16 protein-coding genes and 1 riboswitch are annotated in these 15,353 nt (G+C 53.3%); of the genes, 8 read left to right on the top strand and 8 right to left on the bottom strand.

What is annotated here, in order from left to right; all coding sequences use genetic code 11:
- Positions 1 to 197: 197 nt before the first annotated feature.
- Entirely contained in the window at positions 198 to 443 is a 246-nt protein-coding gene (locus OGX80_RS20725) for a DUF1883 domain-containing protein (protein ID WP_012132167.1), read from the top strand.
- A 30-nt stretch (positions 444 to 473) separates the two neighbouring features.
- Here OGX80_RS20725 and OGX80_RS20720 read toward each other — a convergent pair whose 3' ends face one another.
- On the bottom strand, positions 474 to 1,169 hold the full coding sequence (locus OGX80_RS20720) for a gamma-glutamylcyclotransferase (protein ID WP_048902386.1): 696 nt from the start codon (positions 1,167 to 1,169) through the stop codon (positions 474 to 476).
- Between the two features lie 168 nt (positions 1,170 to 1,337).
- Positions 1,338 to 1,568, bottom strand: a complete 231-nt coding sequence (gene chaB / locus OGX80_RS20715; RefSeq protein ID WP_012132165.1) for a putative cation transport regulator ChaB — start codon at positions 1,566 to 1,568, stop codon at positions 1,338 to 1,340.
- A 271-nt stretch (positions 1,569 to 1,839) separates the two neighbouring features.
- On the opposite strand from chaB, the gene chaA reads away from it, so the two are divergent.
- Positions 1,840 to 2,940, top strand: a complete 1,101-nt coding sequence (gene chaA / locus OGX80_RS20710; RefSeq protein ID WP_012132163.1) for a sodium-potassium/proton antiporter ChaA — start codon at positions 1,840 to 1,842, stop codon at positions 2,938 to 2,940.
- A 105-nt stretch (positions 2,941 to 3,045) separates the two neighbouring features.
- On the opposite strand, the gene kdsA is transcribed toward chaA, so the two are convergent.
- From kdsA to hemA, 6 genes are read right to left on the bottom strand one after another with little or no spacing between them, the layout of a single operon-like run.
- Positions 3,046 to 3,900 carry a 3-deoxy-8-phosphooctulonate synthase gene (gene kdsA, locus OGX80_RS20705; RefSeq protein WP_012132162.1) on the bottom strand — a complete coding sequence of 285 codons (855 nt, stop codon included), beginning with the start codon at positions 3,898 to 3,900 and terminating at the stop codon, positions 3,046 to 3,048.
- A gap of 35 nt (positions 3,901 to 3,935) precedes the next feature.
- The gene (sirB1, locus tag OGX80_RS20700) at positions 3,936 to 4,745 is read right to left on the bottom strand and encodes an invasion regulator SirB1 (RefSeq protein ID WP_012132161.1); all 810 of its coding nucleotides are present in this window, start codon (positions 4,743 to 4,745) and stop codon (positions 3,936 to 3,938) included.
- Positions 4,746 to 4,748: 3 nt separating this feature from the next.
- Complete coding sequence (gene sirB2, locus OGX80_RS20695; RefSeq protein WP_047463430.1) at positions 4,749 to 5,141, bottom strand: invasion regulator SirB2; 393 nt, start codon at positions 5,139 to 5,141, stop codon at positions 4,749 to 4,751.
- Positions 5,138 to 5,971 (bottom strand): peptide chain release factor N(5)-glutamine methyltransferase, encoded by an 834-nt coding sequence (gene prmC, locus OGX80_RS20690; RefSeq protein WP_115181582.1) that lies wholly within the window; start codon positions 5,969 to 5,971, stop codon positions 5,138 to 5,140. The genes sirB2 and prmC overlap by 4 nt, the downstream gene beginning before the upstream one ends.
- Positions 5,971 to 7,053 carry a peptide chain release factor 1 gene (gene prfA / locus OGX80_RS20685; protein WP_012132158.1) on the bottom strand — a complete coding sequence of 361 codons (1,083 nt, stop codon included), beginning with the start codon at positions 7,051 to 7,053 and terminating at the stop codon, positions 5,971 to 5,973. The genes prmC and prfA overlap by 1 nt, the downstream gene beginning before the upstream one ends.
- Before the next feature lie 40 nt (positions 7,054 to 7,093).
- Positions 7,094 to 8,350, bottom strand: a complete 1,257-nt coding sequence (gene hemA / locus OGX80_RS20680; protein WP_115181581.1) for a glutamyl-tRNA reductase — start codon at positions 8,348 to 8,350, stop codon at positions 7,094 to 7,096.
- Positions 8,351 to 8,612: 262 nt separating this feature from the next.
- Between hemA and lolB the strand changes: the two genes are divergently transcribed.
- The 6 genes from lolB to OGX80_RS20650 all read left to right on the top strand — a co-directional run bounded on the left by lolB (position 8,613) and on the right by OGX80_RS20650 (position 15,335).
- Positions 8,613 to 9,236 (top strand): lipoprotein insertase outer membrane protein LolB, encoded by a 624-nt coding sequence (gene lolB / locus OGX80_RS20675; RefSeq protein WP_047463422.1) that lies wholly within the window; start codon positions 8,613 to 8,615, stop codon positions 9,234 to 9,236.
- A complete protein-coding gene (gene ispE, locus OGX80_RS20670; RefSeq protein ID WP_012132155.1) occupies positions 9,233 to 10,084 on the top strand; it encodes a 4-(cytidine 5'-diphospho)-2-C-methyl-D-erythritol kinase in 852 nt (283 codons plus the stop codon). Before lolB ends, ispE begins: the two co-directional genes overlap by 4 nt.
- Before the next feature lie 150 nt (positions 10,085 to 10,234).
- Complete coding sequence (gene prs / locus OGX80_RS20665; RefSeq protein WP_001518537.1) at positions 10,235 to 11,182, top strand: ribose-phosphate diphosphokinase; 948 nt, start codon at positions 10,235 to 10,237, stop codon at positions 11,180 to 11,182.
- Positions 11,183 to 11,306: 124 nt separating this feature from the next.
- On the top strand, positions 11,307 to 12,986 hold the full coding sequence (dauA, locus tag OGX80_RS20660; RefSeq protein ID WP_115181580.1) for a C4-dicarboxylic acid transporter DauA: 1,680 nt from the start codon (positions 11,307 to 11,309) through the stop codon (positions 12,984 to 12,986).
- 113 nt (positions 12,987 to 13,099) lie between these two features.
- Positions 13,100 to 13,660, top strand: coding sequence for a GNAT family N-acetyltransferase (locus tag OGX80_RS20655; RefSeq protein ID WP_286471418.1), 561 nt, complete (start codon positions 13,100 to 13,102; stop codon positions 13,658 to 13,660).
- 200 nt (positions 13,661 to 13,860) lie between these two features.
- Positions 13,861 to 14,086, top strand: a riboswitch (cobalamin riboswitch).
- A gap of 199 nt (positions 14,087 to 14,285) precedes the next feature.
- Positions 14,286 to 15,335, top strand: a complete 1,050-nt coding sequence (locus OGX80_RS20650) for an ABC transporter substrate-binding protein (RefSeq protein ID WP_060816069.1) — start codon at positions 14,286 to 14,288, stop codon at positions 15,333 to 15,335.
- Positions 15,336 to 15,353: the final 18 nt, after the last annotated feature.

Below are 15,353 nucleotides of genomic sequence, written 5' to 3'. Positions count from 1 at the left end.
TGTTTTTGTCGAAAGTTACCACGCCCTTTCAATGATTTTCAGGCATTTTGTCATTTTTGTTTAATGGTTATGCCATTTTTTGATCAAAATCAGCATCCGTGAGCTCACCCTTTGGTGTTATGCAGTGAGTGAAATGTGAACAACATCACGCAGCACTTCCGCAAGGGAGTACGTTGTTTTCAAGAACGGGGTGAAAAATGGCATTAGTGAAAGCAAGTTTGAAATTGTTTGGTGGGGATACGGTGATAGTGCGTTGTTCTGAACGCTGCCACATCCATTTAATGAGCGAGAAAAAACACGTCAAAGACACGCAGACCGATATTTTAAGCGTGCAGAACCGTGATAATGCCTGGCTGACCGTACCGTACACCGGTGTCTGGAACGTGCTGATCGACAGCCACAGCCAGTCACTGGAACACTCCATCAGTTATATCGCAGCCTGATGTTTTTGCCCCTGGATTCAGGGGCAACGCTCAGGCAAATCCGGGGTTGAATCCCCTTTCCGGCTGATTCTCGCCTAACAAGCCTCTGACTTTCGCCACCAGATCGTTCAGACAATCGTCCCGCATCCCCAGTCTGGCAAGCTCCTGTTCCAGCGAGAACAGATATTGCGCGTTGGTGCCCAACGGCCCACTGGCGGCAGCGATCAGCGGCGCGATAATCTGAGCGCGAGTATCCGACTCATACAGCGGGTGTCGCGGGTCCATAATAAACACCAGCGCATTGACCGTCCGGCCATCATCCAGCGCCAGCTGGCACCAGGTGGGAAGATAGCAGCCGGTAATCATTTCCCGCTTCCACAGCAGCGTCAGCTCCTGCTCCAGCGCGTTCTCCGGCAGTTTATAAGCCACGCCAGTAGTTCGCCCGCCCTCTTTCAGCGCCAGCATCCGTCCGGGCTGGCACGCCGTTCCACGCCCTGCCGTCAGACGCAGACAAAACGCCCGGTGCCAGCCGACCAGCGTACCGGTACAGGACTCGTCAAATTCTAACACCGGATTCCACATCAACGATCCATAACCGAAGATCCACACCGGCCCATCATCGGGCCTACAGGCAAGCGTCGCCGCCAGTGAAGCGGCCCGTTGTTCTGCTGACCAAAGTAGTGATTCTTCAATAGCGCCAAACGCCGTTTTACAATCGGCATTCAGTAAAAAATCACGCGTTAACACCTTACACCTCCGCCACTGCAAACTTCCCTGCAACACTTTTTTGACGCCTTCCGGGCATTTTAACTGCTCATTTTGAAACCACTAACAGGACAATATGCAATTCAATCGCCGCTTGCAAGGCAACAGACGCTCAACGCGCATCATTTGCCTGGTCTGGTATGAAGACGATCAGCGCTTTTTATGCCACTTATCATCATCCCCTTTTTGGTAATCATTTTTGACGGCAGCCCAGGCAACCTTATGCGCGGTCTCCTCCCGGCTGGCGTCGTCACGTCTGTCCGCTTTATCTTTATATTGTTCCCAGGCGCTATTAAACGCCTCTTTATAGATATCCTGCGCGTGCGCAGGCAGCACATTCTGAACGCTTTCCGGCAAATCGCTTTTCGTTTTATAAGGCATTGCTGACTCCTCTTTTTGCTGTAAACCTTTAGTGTGGTCAACAATGTTTTGTCTCGCCAGTCGGGTGCTATTTTACTTTTTATTTGTCACTAACCCACTGTTATTCATATACTCTCTAAACAAGACGTACTTTTTTATTCACTCTGCGGGGAAAAATAGCCCATGCCGTAAAATTACGTAAAAACACAATGATGAAGCCGCGATTTCTGTTATTTTTTACAATCTTTAATACATTTATAATTAAAAACACCTGCGGAGATGGAGAATCATAATGACACACGCACATGAGGCGGTGAAAACCCGCCACAAGGAGACCTCGCTTATTTTCCCGGTTCTGGCACTGGTGGTGCTGTTCTTATGGGGAAGCAGTCAGTCACTACCAGTGGTCATCGGTATTAATATACTTGCCCTTATTGGTATTTTAAGCAGCGCTTTCAGCGTTGTCCGCCATGCGGATGTATTAGCGCACCGACTCGGCGAACCTTACGGTTCCCTTATCTTAAGTCTTTCTGTCGTTATTCTGGAAGTGAGTTTAATTTCCGCATTGATGGCCACCGGCGACGCCGCGCCAACGCTGATGCGCGATACGCTCTATTCAATCATCATGATTGTAACTGGCGGACTGGTCGGTTTTTCTCTGCTGCTTGGCGGTCGTAAATTCGCCACGCAATATATGAACCTGTTTGGCATTAAACAGTATTTAATTGCCCTGTTTCCGCTGGCGATTATCGTGCTGGTCTTCCCTATGGCGTTGCCAGGGGCGAATTTTACTACGGCTCAGGCGCTGTTAGTGGCGCTTATTTCCGCCGCGATGTACGGCGTTTTCCTGCTGATTCAGACGAAAACGCACCAGAGTTTATTCGTTTACGAGCATGAAGATGAAAGTGATGACGATGACCCGCACCACGGCAAACCGTCCGCGCACAGCAACATCTGGCACGCTGTATGGCTGATCGTACATCTGATTGCCGTTATCGCCGTGACGAAAATGAACGCCAATCCGCTGGAGACGCTGTTAACCGAACTGAATGCGCCAGTGGCATTTACCGGTTTCCTCGTGGCCTTGCTGATCCTCTCCCCTGAAGGGCTGGGCGCGCTGAAAGCGGTGTTGAATAACCAGGTACAGCGAGCCATGAACCTGTTCTTTGGTTCGGTACTGGCAACCATCTCCCTGACCGTACCGGTGGTGACGCTGATTGCATGGGCTACCGGAAATGACCTGCTCTTCGGTTTGGGCGCCCCGGAGATGGTGGTAATGGTGGCCTCACTGGTACTGTGCCACATTTCCTTCTCGACCGGGCGAACCAATGTGTTGAACGGCGCGGCGCATCTGGCTCTGTTTATCGCTTACCTGATGACCATTTTTGCCTGACGGACAAAAAAGCCCGGTAGCGCTTACGCTTACCGGGCTTACGAAACCGCGTTTATTGTAGGCCGGATACGGCGTCAGACGCCATCCGGCACACATCATTCCCGCTTAGTGTTCGGTATCCAGCTCGCCGAAGCTTTTCACCAGATCGTCAATCGCTTTAATTTGCTTCAGGAACGGTTCCAGCTTCGCTAACGGCAGCGCGGACGGACCGTCACATTTCGCATGCTCCGGGTCCGGGTGCGCTTCAATGAACAGGCCGGCCAGACCTACCGCCATACCGGCGCGCGCCAGTTCAGTAACCTGCGCGCGACGACCGCCAGACGCGGCGCCAAACGGGTCGCGGCACTGCAACGCATGGGTGACGTCGAAAATAACAGGCGAGTTACCGGAAACTTTCTTCATCACGCTAAAGCCCAGCATATCAACAACCAGGTTGTCGTAGCCGAAGTTCGCACCGCGATCGCACAGGATCACTTTATCGTTGCCGCCTTCGTGGAATTTGTCCACGATATTGCCCATCTGACCAGGGCTGACGAACTGCGGTTTTTTCACGTTAATGACCGCGCCGGTTTTTGCCATCGCTTCCACCAGGTCGGTCTGGCGAGCGAGGAATGCCGGAAGCTGAATGACATCCACCACGTCAGCGACAGGCTGCGCCTGACTGGCTTCATGAACGTCGGTGATCACTTTCACACCAAACGTTTGTTTCAGTTCCTGGAAAATCTTCATCCCTTCTTCCAGACCCGGGCCACGGTAAGAGTGAATAGAGGAACGGTTGGCTTTATCAAAAGAGGCTTTGAACACATAAGGAATACCCAGCTTCTGGGTCACGGTTACGTAGTGTTCACAGATACGCATCGCCAGATCGCGTGATTCCAGCACGTTCATACCGCCAAACAGCACAAACGGCAGGTCATTTGCCACGTTGATGTCGCCAATGCTAACCACTTTTTGTTTCATAGGATCGCCTTAACCATGGGTAAAATGTCGATTAATTAATGCAAAACAATTTGCTTGTGCGCAATGGTATTAATCTGCGCACGAATCATTTCGCTGATCGGGTCTTCTGGACACTGTTCAACAAAATAACTTAAATCCGTCAACGCAACATGTTCACACTCCAGTTGCGCATAAATCAGGCCCCGGTCGCGGATCTCGTAAGGGTCTTCCGGGTTAAATTGCAGTAACGCTTCGCTGGCGCGCAACGCCAGTTCCATTTGCCGCTCTTCCATCAAGGAAGATTTCAGCGTATCCAGCAATTTGCGAATGACCTCAGCGTTATCCGCCTCATCCAGATCTTCGTTAAACAGCTCAGCGACCGGGCTAATATTGCCCTTCAGCCAGACTTCCAGCGTATGCTCATCGAGCGTTTCGCCGTTAAATGGGTTGATCAGCCACATTTCCCCCTCCAGCGATTCAATACGCAGAATCAACTGGGTCGGGAAAATGACCGGCACCAATGGGAGACCCAGCCGGTGAGCCAGCCACAATAAGATTGCGCCTAACGATACCGCGCTCCCCTGGCGGTTTTTCAGAACCTGATCGAGCCATAATGCATCAGAAAGACGGTAGACGCCGTGGGTATCTCTGAACCCCCACTCGCCATAAAAAAGTGCCAGCAATTTTTCCAGTTGCTCATCCTGAGACAGGAGCTGGCTAATTTCTTCATGCGCCAGACTGGCCAGACGTTCCAGTTCGTCATAGACCGCTTGCGTCGGAAAATCCAGGCGGATCGATTCCGATGCCAGGATCATCCCATCGCACAGTGGCGCTTTATTAAATTCGAAATCAGCTAACGACCTCATGACTTACCCCAGTAACGGTATTTTTGTGGTGGCGAGTTTAATGATGATGTACAGCACCACCAGCGCCAGCGGGAAGGCGATAACGCGCGCCTGCTGACTGCGCGCCTGACGATAATCAAGCGCAATAAAACCCAAAACGATGTAGATGATAACGCCAAACAACTTCTCAGTCAGCCATGTCCCCTGTTCGGTGAATGGCAGGATGTGCGTTTTTATGATCAACCCCGCTCCGCTAAGCAGCAAAACGGTGTCAATAATCGGCGGGACAACCCGCGTCCAGCGTGCGGATGCCAGCGCATGGCGGGTATAGCGCCACCAGAAACGCAGCACGAACAGGCTAACGGAAAGCGTAACGCTGGTCAGATGGACGCCCAGCAGCAGCGTAAATGTATTCATGGCACGATCCGCCCAAGCGTGATTCGTTCGTTGTCGCCATAATCACGGCAGGTCTCAACCTGAACGTACCCCGCCTGCGTCAACGCGGTTCTGACCGCCGCCCCTTGCTGCCAGCCGTGCTCCAGCAACAGATACCCCCCCGGCGCCAGCGCATGGCGCGCCTGCGCGATAATGTGCGTGATATCCGCCATGCCGTTATCGTCTGCGACCAGCGCCGACAGCGGTTCAAAACGCACATCGCCCTGCGCGAGATGGGGATCATGCGCATCAATATACGGAGGGTTGCTGACGATCATGTCAAATTGCTGCCCCGGCAACGCCGCGAACCAGTCGCTTTGCAATATGCGAACATTGTGAATCGCCAGATGTTGCGCATTACGGCCAGCCAGCGCCACGGCGTCTGGTATACGGTCTACCGCCGTGACTTCGCAGTCCGGTCGCTCTGTCGCCAGCGCCAGCGCAATCGCGCCGGTTCCGGTGCCGAGGTCGAGAATCCGACACGGCGAATCAGGCAGACGCGCCAGCGCCTGCTCGACCAGACATTCGGTGTCCGGGCGCGGAATCAGCGTAGCGGGCGAGACAAACAGCGGCAGTGACCAGAACTCGCGCATGCCAGTCAGGTGTGCGACCGGTTCGCCGCGCTGACGACGCGCCAGCAACTGCGCCAGTTGCTCACGCTGCGTGTCGGTCAGCGCCGTTTCGCCAAATGCCAGAATAAAGGTGCGCGCCTTACCGGTAACGTGACCCAGCAAAATCTCGGCATCACGTCGGGGGCTTTCACTCTCCTGTAAGCGGCTTATCGCCTCACGCAACCAGTGCTGGTAATCCATTATTCCTGCTCGGACAACGCCGCCAGTTGGTCGGCCTGATGTTCCTGAACAATCGGCTCAATGAGCATGTCCAGTTTCCCCTCCATCGCCTCATCCAGACGGTAGAGGGTCAGGTTAATACGATGATCCGTCACGCGACCCTGCGGGAAGTTATAGGTACGGTTGCGATCGCTGCGGTCGCCGCTGCCTAACAGGTTACGCCGGGTTGAGGCTTCAGCCTGCTGGCGCTTCGCCGTTTCTGCGGCATGGATGCGCGCGCCCAGCACCGACAGCGCCTTCGCTTTGTTTTTATGCTGTGAACGTTCATCCTGGCACTCCACCACGATACCGGTCGGCAAGTGCGTAATACGAATTGCGGAGTCGGTGGTGTTAACGTGCTGACCGCCCGCGCCCGAAGAGCGGAAGGTGTCGATACGTAAATCAGCCGGGTTAATATCCGGCAGTTCGGCCTCCGGCAGTTCCGGCATAACGGCGACGGTACAGGCGGATGTGTGGATACGCCCCTGCGATTCGGTCGCCGGGACGCGCTGAACGCGATGGCCGCCGGACTCAAACTTGAGTCGCCCGTAAACGCCATCGCCGCTGATTTTGGCGATGATCTCTTTATAGCCGCCATGCTCGCCTTCACTGGCGCTCATGATCTCTACTCGCCAGCGACGCGCTTCAGCGTAACGGCTGTACATGCGGAACAGATCGCCTGCGAACAGCGCGGCTTCATCGCCGCCTGTTCCGGCGCGCACTTCGAGGAAAGCGTTACGTTCGTCATCGGGATCTTTTGGCAGCAGCAGAACCTGCAACTGTTGCTCCAGTTGTTCACCTTTTTCTTTGGCTTCGCGCAGTTCATCCTGCGCCATCTCGCGCATTTCAGGATCGTCGAGCATCATCTGTGCCGTTTCGATATCATCCTGAACCTGTTGCCAGTCCGTAAAACAGCGAGAAACATCGCTTAATTGCGCATACTCACGCGACAGCGCGCGAAAGCGTTCCTGGTCTGCGATGGTTCCCGCATCACCCAACAGCGCCTGAACTTCTTCATGGCGTTCGTGCAGGGCTTCCAGTTTGGCAACGATAGAAGGCTTCATAGGCGTAAATGCACCCTGTAAAAAATAGATTGGTGTGCTGCTACTCCAGCCCGAGGCTGTCGCGCAGAATATTCAGGCGTTCGTCATCCCCGTCACGGGCGGCCTGTTGAAGAGATTTAGTTGGCGCATGGATCAGGCGGTTGGTCAGTTTCCATGCCAGATCCTGCAAAATGGCTTGCGCGTCGCCGCCCTGTTCAAGGGCTGCCAACGCTTTAACTGTCAGTTCATCGCGTACGTGCTCTGATTGACTACGGTATTCGCGGATGGTCTCGCTGGCGCTTTGCGAGCGCAGCCAGGCCATAAATTCGCTGGCTTCCTGCGCGACAATCGTTTCGGCCTCCACTGCCGCCGCTTTACGCTGCGCCAGGTTATGCGAAATGATGCTTTGCAGGTCATCAACGCTGTACAGATAGGCATTCGCCAGTTTCCCGACTTCCGGCTCCACGTCGCGCGGCACGGCAATGTCCACCAACAGCATCGGTTGGTTACGGCGGCTTTTTAATGCGCGCTCCACCATCCCTTTGCCGATAATCGGCAGCGGACTTGCGGTTGAGCTGATAATAATATCGGCTTCCCGCAGACGTTCGTCGATGTCGCTCAACGAAATAACCTCAGCTCCCACTTCATCTGCCAGCATTTGCGCGCGTTCGCGGGTGCGGTTGGCGATGATCATTTTCTGTACTTTATGTTCACGCAGATGGCGCGCGACCAGTTCAATGGTTTCACCCGCCCCGACCAGCAACACCGTCACCGTGGAGAGGGATTCGAAAATTTGACGCGCCAGCGTACAGGCGGCAAAAGCAACAGACACGGCGCTGGCGCCGATGTCTGTTTCGGTGCGTACGCGTTTGGCGACGGAAAACGATTTCTGGAACATGCGTTCCAGCGCGCTGGCATGCAGATGGCCTTTTTGCGAATCCGCAAACGCTTTTTTCACCTGACCGAGAATTTGCGGTTCGCCCAGCACCAGCGAGTCCAGCCCGCTGGCGACGCGCATCAGGTGGCTGACGGCGTCGTTGTCCTGGTGCCAGTAGAGGCTATTGCGCAGGTCGTCTTCATTGAGATTATGGTAATCACATAACCAACGAATCAGCGCCTCTTGCAGGTTATCCTGTTCTTCAACGCTGAGATACAGCTCCGTGCGGTTGCACGTCGACAACACCACACCGCCCTGCACCATCGGCTGCGCAAGCAGGCTGTCCAACGCCTGATCGAGCGTATCTGGCGAAAACGTTACGCGTTCTCGCAGCGATACAGGTGCCGTTTTATGGTTAATACCGAGCGCTAAAAGGGTCATGTGTGCGGGAATAGTACCAGCGTTGATAAGGTTAGACTGGGTGCATCATACAGGATGCTCGTGGTCAATAAAAGAGACAGCCTCCTTTTGGAGTAATAGCTTACTGTTTAAATTAAGATAACGTGAACGTAGACGATGTACCCGGTCAGCGCTAGCATTAAGGGTTATAACTGCAACCAACCGACGGGTTCAGTTTGTCGGCCTGATAAGCATAGCGCCATCAGGCAATTATCGCACCGTATTACAAGGATTCGTCATCACTATGACCCTGCCTGATTTTCGCCTGATCCGCCTGCTCCCGCTGGCTAGCCTGGTCCTCACCGCCTGTACGATCAATGCGCCGAAAGGTCCTGGCAAAAGTCCCGACTCCCCTCAGTGGCGTCAGCATCAGCAGGACGTGCGCAAGTTGAATCAGTATCAGACGCGTGGCGCGTTTGCTTATATCTCCGACGATCAGAAAGTGTATGCCCGCTTCTTCTGGCAGCAAACCGGTCAGGATCGCTACCGTCTGCTGTTGACCAATCCGCTGGGCAGTACCGAACTGGAGCTGAACGCCCAGCCGGGCAATGTGCAACTGGTCGATAATAAAGGGCAGCGTTACACCGCCGACGACGCCGAAGAGATGATCGGCAAGCTGACCGGAATGCCCATTCCGCTTAACAGCTTACGCCAGTGGATCCTCGGTCTGCCGGGCGACGCCACCGATTACACCCTCGACGACCAGTACCGCCTGAGCGAAGTGAACTACCGCCAGGACGGTAAAAACTGGAAAGTGGTATACAGCGGATACGACAGTAAAACGCAGCCCGCCATGCCGGCAAATATGGAACTCTCTGACGGCGGTCAGCGCATCAAACTGAAGATGGATAACTGGATTGTAAAATGATGACCCACTGGCCATCTCCGGCAAAACTGAATCTGTTTTTATACATCACCGGACAGCGTGCGGACGGTTATCACACATTGCAAACGCTGTTCCAGTTTCTTGATTACGGCGACACGATCGGCATTACGCCGCGCGGTGACGGCGAAATTCATCTTTTGACGCCTGTCGAGGGCGTCGAAAATGACGACAATCTGATCGTCCGCGCGGCGCGGTTGCTGATGAAGACAGCGTCCGCCCACGGGCGTTTGCCCGCAGGCAGCGGCGCGGATATCAGCATCGAGAAACGTTTGCCCATGGGCGGCGGTCTGGGTGGCGGCTCGTCCAATGCGGCGACCGTTCTGGTGGCGCTGAATCATCTCTGGCAGTGCGGATTATCGGTCGATGAACTGGCGGAAACAGGCTTAACGCTGGGCGCAGACGTCCCGGTGTTTGTCCGTGGACATGCGGCCTTCGCCGAGGGCGTGGGTGAAATCCTGACGCCGGTAGACCCGCCGGAGAAGTGGTATCTGGTTGCCCACCCTGGAGTAAGCATCCCCACGCCGGTTATTTTCAAGGACCCCGAATTACCGCGCAACACGCCAAAAAGGTCAATAGAAACGTTATTAAAATGTGAATTCGGCAATGATTGCGAGGTTATCGCAAGAAAACGTTTTCGCGAGGTTGATGCGGCGCTTTCCTGGCTGTTAGAATACGCGCCGTCGCGCCTGACTGGTACAGGGGCCTGTGTCTTTGCTGAATTCGATACAGAATCCGCTGCTCGTCAGGTGCTTAAGCAAGCCCCGGAATGGCTCAATGCGTTTGTGGCGAAGGGTGTCAACCTCTCTCCATTGCAAAAAGCCATGCTTTAAGCCGGGCAAGCTGAGTTTCGGTGACAACGTCACCCTGTTCCAGACGTTGCATCGCGCTCTTTAATACACCGCCTGGATAGGATATTGCCTGGCCCGCACAGTTTTCGGCAGATTCTATCCACCAATGGACGCATGCCTGAGGTTCTTCTCGTGCCTGATATGAAGCTTTTTGCTGGTAACGCCACCCCGGAACTAGCACAACGTATTGCCAACCGCCTGTACACTTCTCTCGGCGACGCCGCTGTAGGTCGCTTTAGCGACGGCGAAGTCAGCGTACAAATTAACGAAAATGTACGCGGTGGTGATATTTTCATCATCCAGTCCACTTGTGCCCCTACTAACGACAACCTGATGGAATTGGTTGTTATGGTCGATGCGCTGCGCCGTGCTTCCGCAGGCCGTATCACCGCCGTTATCCCTTACTTTGGCTATGCGCGTCAGGACCGTCGTGTACGTTCCGCTCGTGTACCGATTACCGCAAAAGTCGTCGCTGACTTCCTGTCCAGCGTTGGCGTTGACCGCGTTCTCACCGTTGACCTGCATGCTGAACAGATCCAGGGCTTCTTTGACGTTCCGGTTGATAACGTATTCGGTAGCCCAATTCTGTTAGAAGATATGCTGCAACTGAACCTGGATAACCCGATTGTGGTTTCTCCAGATATCGGTGGCGTTGTGCGTGCCCGCGCTATCGCTAAGCTGCTGAACGATACCGATATGGCGATCATCGACAAACGTCGTCCGCGCGCTAACGTTTCTCAGGTGATGCACATCATCGGTGACGTTGCCGGCCGCGACTGCGTACTGGTTGATGATATGATCGATACCGGTGGTACGCTGTGCAAAGCAGCAGAAGCACTGAAAGAACGTGGTGCCAAACGCGTATTCGCCTACGCGACTCACCCGATTTTCTCAGGCAATGCGGCAAACAACCTGCGCAATTCGGTGATTGATGAAGTCGTTGTCTGTGACACCATTCCACTGACCGACGAAATTAAAGCACTGCCGAACGTGCGCACGTTGACACTGTCGGGTATGCTGGCCGAAGCGATTCGTCGTATCAGCAACGAAGAATCCATTTCAGCTATGTTCGAACACTAACCGAACCCGGCTAAAAAACCCGCTGCGGCGGGTTTTTTTGTCTGTAACTCTTATTTGTATGACCAATGCCTCCTTCACCTGCCATTTAGTTGACAGATGATGCGCTCATGGATGAAACATTATTGTGAACAGAATATTTTCCTCACATGTGATGCCTTTCCGCGCCCTCATCGACGCTTGCTGGAAAGAAAAATATACCGCCTCACGGTTCACCCGTGATGTGATTGCCGGGGTAACCGTCGGGATCATCGCTATCCCGCTGGCGATGGCGCTGGCAATTGGCAGTGGTGTTGCACCGCAGTACGGTCTTTATACGTCCGCTGTGGCGGGAATTGTTATTGCCTTAACCGGCGGGTCACGCTTCAGCGTCTCCGGCCCGACCGCCGCATTTGTCGTTATTCTCTACCCGGTATCGCAACAATTCGGGCTGGCAGGTCTGCTGGTCGCCACCCTCATGTCCGGGGTGTTCCTGATCCTCTTCGGCCTCGCGCGTTTTGGCCGTCTGATCGAATACATTCCCGTATCGGTCACGTTAGGTTTTACATCAGGGATCGGCATCACCATCGGGACAATGCAGATTAAAGATTTTCTCGGTCTGCAAATGGCCCATGTGCCGGAGCATTACCTACAAAAAGTCGGGGCGCTGGTTATGGCGTTGCCGACCATTAATCCGGGCGATGCCGCTATTGGCGTGGTGACGCTCGGTATGCTGATGTTCTGGCCGCGTCTGGGGATTCGTCTGCCGGGCCATCTTCCGGCTCTGCTGGCGGGCTGCGCCGTTATGGCCGTGGTTAATCTGCTGGGTGGCCATGTGGCGACGATTGGTTCACAGTTCCACTATGTGCTGGCCGATGGTTCGCAGGGCAACGGCATTCCTCAGTTGCTGCCGCAGCTGGTATTGCCGTGGAATCTCCCGGATTCAGATTTCACGCTAAGCTGGGATTCATTGCGGGCGTTATTGCCAGCCGCTTTCTCGATGGCGATGCTGGGGGCGATTGAGTCCCTGCTGTGCGCGGTCGTGCTCGACGGCATGACGGGCACCAAACACAAAGCAAACAGCGAACTGATCGGCCAGGGGCTGGGGAATATCGTGGCGCCGTTCTTTGGCGGGATCACCGCGACGGCGGCGATCGCCCGTTCTGCGGCAAACGTGCGCGCAGGCGCGACCTCGCCCATTTCCGCCGTTATCCACGCAATTCTGGTCATCCTCGCCCTCCTCGCGCTGGCTCCCCTGTTGTCATGGCTGCCGCTTTCCGCCATGGCCGCGCTGCTGCTGATGGTCGCGTGGAACATGAGTGAAGCCCATAAGGTGGTCGATTTACTGCGACATGCGCCCAAAGACGACATCATCGTGATGATGATGTGTATGTCGCTGACGGTGCTCTTCGATATGGTGATTGCGATCAGCGTCGGGATTGTCCTGGCTTCCCTGCTGTTTATGCGCCGTATTGCCCGTATGACGCGCCTCGCGGCGGTAAACATCACGGTTCCCGATGATGTGCTGGTATTACGCGTTATCGGGCCGCTCTTTTTCGCCGCCGCGGAAGGGTTATTTACCGACCTCGAATCACGCATTGAGGGTAAACGCATTGTGGTGCTGAAGTGGGACGCCGTTCCGGTGCTGGATGCCGGTGGTCTGGACGCCTTCCAGCGCTTTGTGAAGCGTTTGCCGGAAGGCTGTGAACTGCGCGTCAGTAACGTGGAATTCCAGCCGCTGCGCACCATGGCCCGCGCCGGTATCAAACCCATTCCAGGTCGTCTGGCATTCTTCCCGAACAAAGATGCCGCGCTGGCGGATATCTAATCTCGACTGCCGGTCTGTATCTCAACAGACCGGCAAGTTTTCTTATTGAAAACTGGTTTTCTGCGTCTGGCTTGTTATTATCGTTTTCCTGATATTTGTTAGCGATAACCGATATGAAACCAACCTCTCCGTTTGTTTTTCGTGAAATAACGCGGGACGATATTCCTGCCGTACAGTCCTTTATTATTCGGCATCTTAATCTTTATTTTAATGCCGGAAGAGCATTACCCACTGCGAGTGACGACGTATTCGACCTCCAGGGAAATTATCTTGAGCGGGAAAGAAACCAATTGTTCGGCGTCTGGAATGAACAACAGCAGATAATTGGGACGCTGGCGATATGTCAGTACGATGACAGAATAGAGATGTTGCACGGTCGTTATAATTTACCGGAGACAGCTGAGATTTGTCGCTGCTATGTCGATCAGCATTATCGCAGGCAAGGTATTGGCAGCCAGCTGGTCTCGCTGGCTGAACAATTTTGCGAGCAGCAACACTATAAAATATTATATTTGCACACCCATCATTTTTTACCCGGCGGGTATCAATTCTGGCGACGAAATCTGTTTAACGTCTTCATGGATGTGGGCGACGAGTGGCAGATCGTGCATATGGAAAAACCGTGTAAATATATTATTACCATCGACAGTATTGATAACATTCACTGTTTATAATAACGCCTTCTTTCTCATCGCGATTAATTGATCAACGTCAATCAATTCTCATTTGCCTTTCCGTTATTACTTGCGGTTGCAATAATCACCACTCCAACAAAAACACAACCATTTGAATTTAAATTAATTAATATAAAAATCACCATAAAGTATGATGTTTTTGTTCTTTTTTCATACGGTTGACGAGGTTATTGATTGCCGATACAGTCGCCAGTGACAGTATTCATAACACAGCCGTTGTTTTGAAAGGAATATGGTGCGGATTATTTTAATCTCATTCCATAGCTGCCCCCGCAACTGTAGGCGGATACCGAATATCTGCGTGTGGTTATTGTAACCACCGGTCACTGTAAAGATTTGCTTTATGGGAAGGCCGATATTCTGATTACCGTGAGCCAGGAGACCTGCTGTCAGGGTTGTACACATTGAGTGGACGGGATGGTCCATGGGATGATTTATTTGGCATAAATACCATTATGAATTGATGAGCCTATTCCTGCTGAGATTTTGCATTCTCATAATTTCATCATTCAATGTCATCTATCGTCATGTACCTGTCCCGATATATGGAACCAAATAAACCATGACCAGACGTTCAGATTCTGGCATGTACAGGACGATAACAATGTACGCAGACTTTACTTTACCTCATAAAAAATACCTTCTGGCTGTGGCTGGCGCAGCGTTATTATTCACATCAGGATTGACTCATGCGGCAAAAACAGTCTATCCGTTGACGATTAAAAACTGCGGCCGTGATATTACCTTCAATAAAGCCCCGGAACGCGTTGCCACGGTCGGGCAAAACAGCACTGAAATTCTTTATTCCCTGGGGCTGGCCGAGCGCGTTGTCGGCACATCGCTGTGGTTCGGTCCCGTCCCGGATGCTTACAAAGCGGCAAATGAAAAAGTGGCCGTGATTGCGCAGAACATCCCCAGCTTTGAAGGCATTATTGCCAAAAAACCGGATTTGGTCGCCAGCCAGTTTGAATGGCAAATTGGACCTGCCGGAACCGTCGCCTCTTACGAGCAGTTTAGCGAGTTGAACGTACCGGTATATACCGCGCCTGCGGACTGCGCTAAAGACAACGAAGACGGTGGCGACGGTGTACGTAAAGGCATGTTTGATATTGCTATGGTTTATCAGGAAGTCTCCGATCTGGCGAAAATTTTTGACGTGCAGGACAAAGGTGATGAATTGATCGCCAGTCTGAAAGCCCGTGAAGCTGCCGCCAAAAACAAAATTGCCGGGATGGATAAGAACGTTTCCGCCGTATTCTGGTTTTCCAGCGCCGACCTGCAACTGGACCCCTATGTGGCCGGGAAATTTGGCCCTGCCGCATGGATCGCCCAGACGCTGGGGGTGAAAAATGTGATTGATTCTGCTGAAGAGTGGCCAACCGTTGGCTGGGAAACCATCGCGAAAGCCAGCCCGTCCGTCATTGTTCTCGGTGAAATGAGCCGCCGTCGTTTCCCGGCAGATGACTGGCAGGTCAAACTGGAATATCTCAAGTCCGATCCCGTGACTAAACTCATCCCCGCCGTGAAGGAGAACCATCTGCCAGTGGTGGATGTGCAAACAATGAACGCCGGCATCAGAACGATAGATGGCGTCGAAAAACTCGCCGATGCGTTGGTTGAATACGGTCTGGCGCATCCGAAAACGGCTCAATAATCGTTATGTCGCGCTATG

Source organism: Citrobacter sp. CK194, from assembly GCF_030333395.1.
GTDB lineage: Bacteria > Pseudomonadota > Gammaproteobacteria > Enterobacterales > Enterobacteriaceae > Citrobacter_B > Citrobacter_B koseri.
This window is presented reverse-complemented; position numbering and strand designations above follow the sequence as displayed.

Coding starts and splice junctions, on each gene's coding strand:
- prmC (WP_115181582.1), bottom strand. CDS start 5,971: ATGGATTACCAGCACTGGTTGCGTGAGGCGATAAGCCGCTTACAGGAG.
- OGX80_RS20650 (WP_060816069.1), top strand. CDS start 14,286: ATGTACGCAGACTTTACTTTACCTCATAAAAAATACCTTCTGGCTGTG.
- prfA (WP_012132158.1), bottom strand. CDS start 7,053: ATGAAGCCTTCTATCGTTGCCAAACTGGAAGCCCTGCACGAACGCCAT.
- ispE (WP_012132155.1), top strand. CDS start 9,233: ATGATGACCCACTGGCCATCTCCGGCAAAACTGAATCTGTTTTTATAC.
- sirB1 (WP_012132161.1), bottom strand. CDS start 4,745: ATGAGGTCGTTAGCTGATTTCGAATTTAATAAAGCGCCACTGTGCGAT.
- OGX80_RS20725 (WP_012132167.1), top strand. CDS start 198: ATGGCATTAGTGAAAGCAAGTTTGAAATTGTTTGGTGGGGATACGGTG.
- chaB (WP_012132165.1), bottom strand. CDS start 1,568: ATGCCTTATAAAACGAAAAGCGATTTGCCGGAAAGCGTTCAGAATGTG.
- hemA (WP_115181581.1), bottom strand. CDS start 8,350: ATGACCCTTTTAGCGCTCGGTATTAACCATAAAACGGCACCTGTATCG.
- lolB (WP_047463422.1), top strand. CDS start 8,613: ATGACCCTGCCTGATTTTCGCCTGATCCGCCTGCTCCCGCTGGCTAGC.
- OGX80_RS20655 (WP_286471418.1), top strand. CDS start 13,100: ATGAAACCAACCTCTCCGTTTGTTTTTCGTGAAATAACGCGGGACGAT.
- kdsA (WP_012132162.1), bottom strand. CDS start 3,900: ATGAAACAAAAAGTGGTTAGCATTGGCGACATCAACGTGGCAAATGAC.
- sirB2 (WP_047463430.1), bottom strand. CDS start 5,141: ATGAATACATTTACGCTGCTGCTGGGCGTCCATCTGACCAGCGTTACG.
- chaA (WP_012132163.1), top strand. CDS start 1,840: ATGACACACGCACATGAGGCGGTGAAAACCCGCCACAAGGAGACCTCG.